The organism is Klebsiella pneumoniae (genome assembly GCF_000742135.1).
GTDB classification, from domain to species: Bacteria; Pseudomonadota; Gammaproteobacteria; order Enterobacterales; family Enterobacteriaceae; genus Klebsiella; species Klebsiella pneumoniae.
This window is the reverse complement of record NZ_KN046822.1, coordinates 9,215-16,331: the sequence shown is the minus strand read 5'-3', so window position 1 is coordinate 16,331 and position 7,117 is coordinate 9,215. Positions and strand designations below refer to the sequence as shown.

Below are 7,117 nucleotides of genomic sequence, written 5' to 3'. Positions count from 1 at the left end.
CCGCGATCCCCGTCAGTTCAGAGGAGGACGATGGAGCCACCGTTCCGCCCTGAACATCCCGGATATAGTTTGCCTGGCATGCAACCAGAAGAAAGCCAGAAGCAATCAATATAAAAAGAAAATAGTCTTTACTTTTTCATATACTTTCCCTGTATTTAAAGACTCCAGCATTCCTCCCTGAACACCGGAAGTCTGTATTTCACATCATCCTTGATACATTTTGATTACCAGTTACCATCCCGATAATCAAATGAAACAAAATATGAACTATCAGAAAGATTGATTTTATGTTTAAAGTAGGGTTGCAATAATGAAACCCACTCATTTTTCACATCAAAACAACCATTGTTAATATTATCCTTTAAAGGCATCCCAAGACTTTCAATGACAGAACCATCATCACCAAAGTCTTTAGAATACTCTTCCCCTTTAAACTCTTCAGTTTTCTTATCAAACCAGGTTAAATTTAATTTAAGTCCCATACTTACCTCTTAAAGATATTTTTTAATGTTTCGCCCTTTCGGATCCGGACCTTTAATTTGCTTACCCGTTTTAGGATCAAATGCCCCGAGGTGTTCGCCATCACTGGCACGATACCCTTCAAGCTCACCGTGCTGGGAGTCCCATTCATAAATCTTACGGCCTTTATCACCAATCCAGCGTTTACGCCTACCTCCACCTCCCTGCATTGGTGTTTTAGGTGTACCTTTTTTGAGGTCACCCAGTCCCTTTATGTCTTCAGTTTTCGGGGCTGGATGATAATCATGGCCGTAGTCTTTAGCTCCCTTGCGAGGTTTTTTCTTTTCCTCATTTAACTTATTTTCTGCATCCTTCGCTTTTTTCTCCTTTTGTTTCCGGCTCTCCATCGCCCCGGGAAGTGCAGCCTTATCTCTGGATAAGGATTCATTCATTGCGTTTAAAGATGCCTGAGCCGCTTTTAATTTCGCATTCTGATTCTGAATATCCTTATCAAGATAGCGAACCTGATCCTGCCACCCGGAGCCATATTCATGAGGAGGGTTATAAGTCACAAAATCATCCTTATTCGCCTCTGCCTCTTTCACCTTTTTATCGGCTTCCTGAACAGCAGCCCTTGCACCGGGGAGCGCCTTCTCTGTCGATGCAATGCGGCTGTTTAAGGTCGCAATATTTTTATCTTCGGCATCCAGCTCGGCTTTCGCTTTATCATAGTCTCTTTTCAGCCCCTCTTCCGGATGAGCGGCGTCCCATGCCTGCTGGCGACGCTTTTCTTCCTCCTGACGCTGTTTTACCTGTGCCGGGGTAAGAACATCTGTCACCGACACATAAACCGGCTTCTGTCCGGTCTCTTTCGGGAAACGAATAACGGCCTCACGGGAGTTACCACCGGCTGTAAAACCAGCCGGACGTGAATCACCTTTTTCAGCAACAATGCCTTTTGGCGGGGCTTTCGCTGTCGGAACACCTTTCGGTACGCTCACCTGCAGAGACGGGAGACCCGGAATCGACACACTGAATACCCCCGGACGTTTTGTCGGTTTCGCATCCACCACAGGGACACTCATTGGCCGACCTGCGACAACCGCAATATGCTGCCGCTCATCCTTCACCACATCCACAACCCGTTGTCTGACACGAACCGTCGCCTGGTCCAGTGGTAAAGTACTTGCCGGAGTCTCCGTCACCGCATCGGCCGGTAATGACGTCATAATTTTTGACATCATTTTCGGATCATCTTTTGCAATCTCAGAAGGCAGCACACCGTAGATCGCAATCCCCCACAGACCAAACTTAAACGGCCCTTTCAGGGCAGCCAGCACATCAGCAACGGCTGCCGACAACGCATCGCCGGAAACGGCTAAAGCCAGCCCCCCGGAGCCCGGAGTAGCCAGAGCAGGCAGACCGAAGGCCATCGCTGTGGCCGAAGACTGTCTGCCACCAGAACTACCGCGATGATTGCCGCTGTTACCGCCATTGCCACCGGGTTTATTCCCTCCGTGACCAAACTCCCCCGGATTGTAGTTATGAATATCTCCGTTAGGCGTATGCGTCGTACCCCAGCCCGGCCCGCTGTTTGGATCCGTACCCCCACCTGATGAAGGGCCGCCTTTACCAGACGTACCGTTCACATTCCCACTGGCCTGACCACCATTATGTCCCAGACCTGAATTACCCGGACCTCGACCGTCTCCACCACTCATATCGTTTTCCTCTTTGACATTTAAAACAATAAATTAAAATCAACATACTGTATATACATACAGTGCAATTATTACCTTACTCCTGCCGTTTTCAGGTGTCAATATATGAGATTAGTTCTCATCTTCAGGCACAAAAAAGCGCCCGGAGCCGCCTGTAAGCAGATCGCGTCTTTTCCCGAAAATTTCTCACGGCAACAAATTTTATTATTTGAGATGTACATCACACTTACATTTCAGGTGGTATAGACACATCTGAAAGCTAACTGGTATGAGGGGAGGACCCGCGGTTAAACTGTTCAGGAAACCTGAGACGCCCGGAGGCCACCATGACACACCTGAAACTGACTCCCGCTGAAGAAAAGCGCCTGGCGGACGCCTTTGTCGCTCAGGCACTGGCCATGGGCCTGAAAGGGAACAGAACGCTGCCAAAGGCGGTAAAACAGCAGGTGAAAGGGTGCTTCGCGCCATTCAGGACGAACGTGAAGCCAGGCGGGCGCAGGAAATGCGTCGGGAGAAATACGAGGCGGCGGAAACCACCTTCACCTGGCAGCCGCTGCGCCGCCGGTGAGGGGTATTTACCATAAAACCCGTTGTCAGCATCAAAAAAAGCCCGCATAGCGGGCTTCAGTCGTAAACTTCGCGGCGATGGCCAATGGTGGCGGCAAGGATAACCAGCTCGTCATCCCGGATCTCACACAGAATGCGATAATCTCCCACCCGATAGCGCCAGAACTCGCCCAGCTCACCTTTGAGCGGCTTCCCTGACTGGCGAGGATCGGCAGCAACTGCAATGCGTAAATCCATAAAATCCACAATCCGTCGTGCGTTCTGTTTGTCCATCTTGCGTAACGATTTGAGCGCCCGGTCGGAATAGTTAATCGTCCAGACCAAGTGACTTCCTCACGTCTTCAGATGAATGCACGGCTTCATCACCACGGCGAACGCGTGCGGCAGTTTCTGCTGAAAGATAATAATCTTCCAGGTCTTCCAGATGCGCCAGTATTGCTTCCCGCGCATAGAAGGTCTTTGTTCTGCCGGTTTGCTTCGCCAGCGAGTCCAGACGGGACTCAATCTCATCAGATAACCGGATAGCAAGCATATAAACCTCCTGAACACCATTTGATATACATGTATAGCAATAGTATCGCAATCAACCTAAAAGAACAAAAAATAATCTTGCTGGCCCCTCTTGATAATCCGTAACGCTGTCAATATATCCAGCTTGAGGGCTTTCCTCTTAACTATTGAAAGGATAACGATTATGGGTCTTAAGCCGGGTCCGAAACGAATTGCCGATTCAACAGGGGAACCTGATAAACGCCAGCGTGACAATAAAAAAACGCCGGGGAATACTGACAAATTGAAACCCAGCAAATCCTCAAAAAAATAAGTCAGTAGTTAAAAGCCCTCCGGGGCTTTTTTTGTACCCGCAGATCAGTCTGATTGAACATAACATCTGTTATCAGCACCGCCCGAGAAGCCCTCAGAGCGTTTCCGGCGGCTACGGGATAAAACAACCCGGAAAACCGCCGGAAACGCGCCCGGTAAATTGTAACCCGCTGCATGCCTATGCACGCAACTGCATGGCGGGCCGTTTGGTGTAAAAACGATACGATAAGCCGTGTTTATGTCAATGAACGTGGCCGTAAAGAGTGGCAAATATACATGTAGGGGTAGTGACCGGGTAGCTGCGATAACTGCCAACTTTTCTCCCCTCCCACCTTCGCGCATAAACGAACGTTTGTGCAACTATCCCTGTCCCAACGTAACGATGCGACCTTGTGCATTGCAAAAATGTATTGCAATATAAAATCAAATGGCAACAGGAAATCGCAATCATGCTTATCGGTTATGCCCGGGTTTCGACACAGGAACAGGATACTCAGGCTCAGATATCAGCACTAAAGTCAGCCGGGTGTGAACTGATTTTCCAGGAAAAAGCTTCGGGAGGGCGATGGGATCGACCCGAACTACAACGTCTTTTACAGCAACTGCGCAAAGATGATCAGGTTATTGTATGGAAACTGGATCGCCTTTCCCGTTCGCTGAAGGATTTATTGCTGACGCTGGAGAAGATTGAAAACACGGGAGCTGATTTTCGCAGCATTACCGAAAATATTGACACATCCACTCCGGCGGGCAGGATGATGATGCAGATCGTTGGCTCCTTTGCTGAATTTGAACGCGCCATGCTTCGTGAGCGGACAAAGAGCGGGCTTGCGGCGGCACGCCAGGATGGCCGGGTTGGTGGGCGACGCCCTAAGTTAACCCCCCAACAGCAAAAAGAGATTGTCTCGCTCGTCACATCGGGGCAAAAAACGGGCGCTGATGCTGCACGTCTGTTCCGTGTTCATCCTTCCACCGTGGTGCGGCTTCTTGCCAGACACCGGATGACTGAGATCGGACAGACATAAATCGATGCGGGGGATTTACAGCAGAGTATGGTTCACCAATCTGACAGCGATGAATTATCGGCACTGCGGGCAGAAAATGCCCGATTGATTTCGCTACTTGATGCCCATGGAATTGAGTGGAGACTTAAGCGGCAGGCTCCGGTGCAAAAATTATCAACCTTATCTACTGACGACAAGGTTGCGCTGTTTCGCCGACTGTTCCGGGGGCGGGATGATGTATGGGCTCTGCGCTGGGAAAGTAAAAACAGCGGAAAGTCGGGCTATTCTCCCGCCTGCGCCAACGAATGGCAGCCAGGTATATGTGGTAAACCCCGAATAAAATGTAGCGACTGCTCTCACCGCCAGCTCATTCCCGTATCGGATCCCGTTATCTACCGACATCTGGCTGGCGAACACACCATCGGTGTATATCCTTTGCTTGAAGATGACTTCTGTTATTTTCTGGCCGTTGATTTTGACGAAGCAGAATGGCAGGCCGATGCGTCAGCGTTCATGCAATCCTGTGATGAACTCGATGTGCCAGCTACACTGGAAGTATCAAGATCGCGTCAGGGGGCTCATATCTGGGTGTTTTTTGCGTCCCGAGTTCTGGCCAGGGATGCCCGCCGTCTGGGGTGAAGGGACAACATCCTGTGCTTCGGATTCCAAAAAATTTGGCTCCTGGGATCAAAATCTGATGACGGAATGGCATATCCGGTATGGCGGCCGTGGCGTCATGATTTACTGGCATGTGGAAAAGAAATCCACCTGCATTTACTCCCAGCTCAAGCGTTGCTCTTCTTCTGAAGTCGCCGCCATGATAGAGGGTGTTTTACGCCACTGTACTGATATGGATATCGAGCGACAGTACGTCGACAGCCACGGGCAGAGTGAAGTTGCTTTTGCTTTCTCATATTTGCTCGGTTTTGACCTGCTACCGCGCCTTAAGGCTATCGCCAGCCAGAAACTCTATCGTACCGGTGATGAAAAAAACGGAGATTATTCAAATCTGGACCCCGTGTTAACCCGCACCATTAACTGGGAACTCATCATTCAGCAGTACGATGAGATGATTAAATACGCAACAGCGTTAAAACAGGGAACCGCAGAACCAGAAGCCATTTTACGCCGGTTTACCAGGAACAACGTTCAGCATCCGACTTATAAGGCTCTGGCGGAGCTGGGGAAAGCAATAAAAACCATTTTCTTATGCCGGTATATTGGCTCCGAAGATCTTCGCATTGAGATAAATGAAGGGCTGAACGTAGTGGAAAACTGGAATAGTGCAAATGCGTTCATTTTTTATGGTAAAGGCGGAGAGGTGGCGACAAACCGTCTGGAAGAGCAGGAGTTGTCTGTTCTGGCGCTGCATCTGTTGCAGATTTGCCTGGTCTACGTGAACACGCTGATGATCCAGCAGGTACTCCATGAGCCCGTATGGCTGTCACGAATGAAGGCAGAAGACTTCAGAGCACTGACACCGCTGATTTACGCTCATGTAAACCCCTATGGGATATTTGAGCTTGATATGGAAACAAGGTTACCGATCGACGTGGTTGCCTGAAAGTTGGCAGTTATCGCAGCTACCCGGTCACTGCCCCATGTAATATTTTTACTGACAGGTCATCAACCCGATGCGTTTAATACCCTTTATCCTGCTGGCATTGTGCAGCCCCTTACTCCTGACGGCCTGTAAGCATTCCACCACCCAGCCGCCGAAAATTTATACTCTGGATAAGTCATCTAAAATCAGTAGCTACGCTGCGGCCATCAAGACCGCTGTTGAAATGCAGATGTTTGAACCAGAGGCCTATGCGGGAAAATGTGCACCGTGCGGATATCCATACAACGTGATGGCACTCTGAACAGCGCCATTGCTGAAGGAGGAGATCCGAAACTCTGTAAAGCAGCAATATCAGCCGTTACCCACGCCAAAATTCCGCCGGCACCGGATGAAAATACCTGGCAAATATTCAAAAACGCCCCTCTGGATTTCAGACCATGAAAGCTTTTACTCTGACAGTGCTGGCGGCCATGTTCCTCACTCCGGTACATGCGATACCACTAAAACCCGTAACCACACTGCAGCCAACCTACCCGGTACAGGCCGCAGCAAAACGCATCGAAGGTCAGGTGACCGCCACGTTTGATATTCTGGACGATGGACGAGTGGACAACGTGTCGCTTACCGGCTGTCACTTTTTTTCGGGAAACGCTGACGGCAATGAGGCACTGGCTATATCCCGCAGGGCACCCGGCAATGCGACAGGTTATAAATTTTGAATTCAGTCTGAAAAATGACGGCTTACAGGATCCGCGACCAGCCACCACCAAAAAGTTCAATGATGATGGTTGCCGCCAGTAACAGGTCCTTTAACCCGCAGGCTGCAATAGTCCTGGATGATGAGTGAGCCTGTAGCAGCCCTGATTAGTGGAAGCGAAGCTGAAAATGGGGAAGCGAAGCTGAAAATGGGGAAGCGAAGCTGAAAATGGGCAGCAAAAGCCGTATTTCTGGCAAATAGCGCCGCCACGGATTAAAGTAGT

At 49.7% G+C, this 7,117-nt stretch carries 8 protein-coding genes and 2 pseudogenes; 5 read left to right on the top strand and 5 right to left on the bottom strand.

The genetic code is table 11. The features are described from left to right. The 5 genes from DR88_RS29205 to relB all read right to left on the bottom strand — a co-directional run. Positions 1–112, bottom strand: a 112-nt coding sequence (locus tag DR88_RS29205) for a colicin release lysis protein (protein WP_128972070.1), incomplete at its 3' end; no start/stop codon positions are given. Positions 113–224: 112 nt separating this feature from the next. Next, positions 225–482 carry a colicin E3-like toxin immunity protein gene (locus tag DR88_RS00005; RefSeq protein ID WP_000523382.1) on the bottom strand — a complete coding sequence of 86 codons (258 nt, stop codon included), beginning with the start codon at positions 480–482 and terminating at the stop codon, positions 225–227. A 9-nt stretch (positions 483–491) separates the two neighbouring features. Then, positions 492–2,180: a colicin-like bacteriocin tRNase domain-containing protein gene (locus tag DR88_RS00010; RefSeq protein ID WP_000012966.1), complete on the bottom strand. Its 1,689-nt coding sequence runs from the start codon at positions 2,178–2,180 to the stop codon at positions 492–494. 624 nt (positions 2,181–2,804) lie between these two features. Continuing rightward, a complete protein-coding gene (locus DR88_RS00015) occupies positions 2,805–3,071 on the bottom strand; it encodes a type II toxin-antitoxin system RelE family toxin (protein ID WP_000262326.1) in 267 nt (88 codons plus the stop codon). After that, on the bottom strand, positions 3,055–3,279 hold the full coding sequence (gene relB, locus DR88_RS29200) for a type II toxin-antitoxin system RelB family antitoxin (protein ID WP_000879771.1): 225 nt from the start codon (positions 3,277–3,279) through the stop codon (positions 3,055–3,057). The genes DR88_RS00015 and relB overlap by 17 nt, the downstream gene beginning before the upstream one ends. Positions 3,280–4,018: 739 nt before the next feature. On the opposite strand from relB, the gene DR88_RS00020 reads away from it, so the two are divergent. From DR88_RS00020 to DR88_RS0127250, 5 genes and pseudogenes are all read left to right on the top strand, one after another. Beyond that, on the top strand, positions 4,019–4,594 hold the full coding sequence (locus tag DR88_RS00020) for a recombinase family protein (RefSeq protein ID WP_000904911.1): 576 nt from the start codon (positions 4,019–4,021) through the stop codon (positions 4,592–4,594). A 27-nt stretch (positions 4,595–4,621) separates the two neighbouring features. After that, positions 4,622–5,209 (top strand): annotated as a pseudogene (locus DR88_RS29195) (TOTE conflict system archaeo-eukaryotic primase domain-containing protein); the annotation flags it as partial. Next, positions 5,196–6,137 (top strand): annotated as a pseudogene (locus tag DR88_RS00025) (Tn3 family transposase); the annotation flags it as partial. The pseudogenes DR88_RS29195 and DR88_RS00025, both read left to right, overlap by 14 nt. Before the next feature lie 258 nt (positions 6,138–6,395). Further along, positions 6,396–6,578 (top strand): cell envelope integrity TolA C-terminal domain-containing protein, encoded by a 183-nt coding sequence (locus DR88_RS31615; RefSeq protein ID WP_228135126.1) that lies wholly within the window; start codon positions 6,396–6,398, stop codon positions 6,576–6,578. Next, positions 6,575–6,856, top strand: a complete 282-nt coding sequence (locus DR88_RS0127250) for a TonB family protein (protein ID WP_228135125.1) — start codon at positions 6,575–6,577, stop codon at positions 6,854–6,856. The genes DR88_RS31615 and DR88_RS0127250 overlap by 4 nt, the downstream gene beginning before the upstream one ends. Positions 6,857–7,117 lie beyond the last annotated feature (261 nt).